Here is a 1,810-nt window from a genome sequence, read left to right as displayed (position 1 = left end):
CACCCGCGACGTATCCAGCTTGCCTTTGACCGCCTGATTGAGGCTGCGGTTGTCGCCGGCCGGCGTGGTCGAGACGATGGAGGCCAATTTCGGTTCGTTGACCACGAAAAAGTTGCTGGTGTCGACCTTGCCCCTCAGCGATCCGTCGCTCGGCCCCGCAAGCGCCAGGGTGATCGTTCCGCCTTCCATATGCTCGTAGATATTGAGGAATCTCAGGATGGCGCCGGCGTCCGCGGACTGCATGTTGAGCGCGCGCCGGCCGGCGCCGGTGGTGTTGCTGATCGATATGGCGGCGCCCGAACTTGCCGTGGCGCTGACCTTCAGCCCGTTCACCCGCGAACCGGCAGCACTGTAGTCGAGCTTCAGATTGGACAATTGCTCGTCGTGGAAACCGGTCAGCCGGTCGACATCGGCGCTGACGGAAATGGCATCGGAACCGGTGGTCTTGGTAGCCGTGTCGACGTCCGAGGTGAACTGCTTGATCAGCGAGCGGGCATCGAGCGCGTTGCCCGATATCTCGACCGCATAGCCCTTGCCGGACCGCTTCACCGACACGGCAACGTCGTCGCCCCTGTTCAAGGTGACCTTGCTGAACCGCGCCGACGACAAGGCGCCATTGACCAGCACGATGCTGCCGTCGACGGAGAACGTCTTTCCGTCAAGGTCGAAATCGGACAGCGTCGTGGTGTCGCCGGACTTGGTCATGACGAAGGTGACATTGGCAGGAACCCCTGCCCCCTTGCCCCAGCCGGCCCAGGGAATGTCCAGCCTGGCGTTGGTCAGATCGGCCGAGACGTTCTGGTCGCCGCCGCCGTTCTTGTCGATCGCCACCTTCACCGTTCCGGCAAGCAGCGGCTTCAGGCCGGGCATGGCGGCGGCGCGGATCTTGTCGTCAAGCACCAGAGCCACCTTGCGGCTGCGCGCCGGCCCGTCATCCCTGAGCGGCTCGACCAGATCGAGTTCGGCCGGAATGCCGTTCAGCAATGCCTTGGCGGAGATCACCGCCTTCTCCGGATCGACCGTGATCGAACCGTCGGCATCCGTCACGATCTGGCCCTCGAAAGGCTTGGCCAAGGACATGCCGCTATAGTCGAGCGACACCAGCCAATCGAGCTTCGAGGAGTCGACACCGGACTGCAGCGGAATATCCGCCTTGACGTGGCCGGTGACGCTGCCCGACAGGTCTTCCGGCAGGATGCCGACATGGCGCATGGCGTTGATCGGCTCGTAGGATGCGAGTTCGGCTACGGCCGACGCTTCGCCGTCGACGTCGATATCGAGCGCGCCGACGACCGGCGGGCGGTTGGCCGCCTTGACCGTCAGCGTGCCGTTGCTGGCCGCCACGGTGCGGCCGCTGGGCATGTAGACGGTGCCCGAGGATAGCGAGATATCGACATCGTTGCCGTGGAAACCGACGACGCCGACCGCGTCGCGTATCGGCGGAATGCGGCCGGCGGTGTCGAAGCGCGATCCCTCGATCTGGAAGCGGCCGAACACCTCATCGGCCGAAAGCGGCACGCCGTTGCCCAGGCGGCCCGGCACCACCTGGAACTGAAGGTTGGCGTCGACGACACGGCCGCCGAACAGATTGGCCAGCACCCAGAGCCGGGCATTGCGCGCCGAAAACCACGGCCACAGCTGCTTGACGTGAGAGACCTGCATGTCGTGGATGTTGAACGCCAGATTGATCCCCGGCACTTTGCCGTCGACGAACGCCACGGCGGCGGTGCCAAGCATCTCGCCGGAGCCGGCGGACCGGAGCGCGATCTGCTCGGCGACCAATTTGTGGCTCACCGTGTTGTAGACGCCG

The 1,810-nt window shown here is 64.9% G+C and carries 1 pseudogene; it reads right to left on the bottom strand.

From position 1 onward, the window contains the following. Nucleotides 1-1,810: pseudogene (locus EN964_RS33360) on the bottom strand (DUF3971 domain-containing protein); the annotation flags it as partial.

The sequence above is a fragment of the Mesorhizobium sp. M7A.F.Ca.CA.001.10.2.1 genome (assembly GCF_003998575.1).
GTDB lineage: Bacteria > Pseudomonadota > Alphaproteobacteria > Rhizobiales > Rhizobiaceae > Mesorhizobium.
This window is presented reverse-complemented; position numbering and strand designations above follow the sequence as displayed.